This window comes from Polaromonas sp. P3_C2 (assembly GCF_056402675.1).
In genome coordinates this window covers 1-995 of sequence record NZ_JBFUGX010001037.1, presented here as the reverse complement: position 1 = coordinate 995, position 995 = coordinate 1, and the positions used below count along the sequence as shown (strand labels likewise).

General features: G+C 60.0%; 1 protein-coding gene. It reads left to right on the top strand.

Features of this window, described 5'->3' with window-relative positions:
• Positions 1-24 precede the first annotated feature (24 nt).
• A partial coding sequence (locus AC1DWI_RS24395; RefSeq protein WP_477726073.1) for an extracellular solute-binding protein occupies positions 25-995 on the top strand: 971 nt, incomplete at its 3' end.

Below are 995 nucleotides of genomic sequence, written 5' to 3'. Positions count from 1 at the left end.
GTTTTAAGAGGAGTTACGGACATTATGAAAAAGCATCTTGGCTATCTGGCGATTTCAACCATCCTGGCAGCCATGCTGGCCGGTTGCGGTAAAAAAGAGGAGGCACCTGTCGCTGCTGCTCCGGCGCCCGCAGCAAGCGCACCCGCCGCTGCCCCCGCCGAAGAAAAGGTGCTCAATGTCTACAACTGGCCTGACTATGTCGCCAAGGACATGATCGCCAACTTCGAAAAAGAAACCGGCATCAAGGTCAACTACCAGACCTTTGAAAACAACGAAGCCCTGCACGCCAAGCTGGTGGCAGGGAACACCGGCTACGACATCGTGGTGCCGGGCGCCGTATTCGCCAAACCACAAATCGACGGCGGCCTGCTTGCCAAGCTCGACAAGTCCAAGGTCGCCAACTACGGCAACCTCGACCCCGCCATCATGGAAAAGCTGGGCACCATCGACCCGGGTAACGCCTATCTCGTCCCCTGGGCCTGGAGCTTCACCACGGTTGGCATCAACAAGGCCAAGGTAACGAAGGCGCTGGGCTCCACCCCCATGCCTGAAAACGCATGGGACCTGGTGTTCAACCCGGTCTACACCGCCAAGCTCAAATCCTGCGGTATTGCCTACCTCGACTCGCCAACCGAAGTGCTGCCGCCCGCCATGCATTACCTGGGCAAAAACGCCTATTCGAACGACCCGGCCGACCACAAGGCTGCGGCCGCAATGCTGGCCAAGGTGCGTCCGCACATCCGCATGTTCTCCAGCACCATGATTGACGACCTGGCCGGCGGCAAGGCCTGCGTGGCACTGGCTTGGGCCGGCGACATCAACATCGCCCGTGCCCGCGCCCTTGAAAACAAGAGCGGCAATGACGTCGAGGCCCTGTTGCCCAGCACCGGCGGCCTGATCTTCTTTGACACGCTGGCCATTCCGAAGGATGCCAAGCACCCGAACAACGCGCTGGCTTTCATCAATTATTCGCTGCGCCCCGAGGTGTCCGCGTC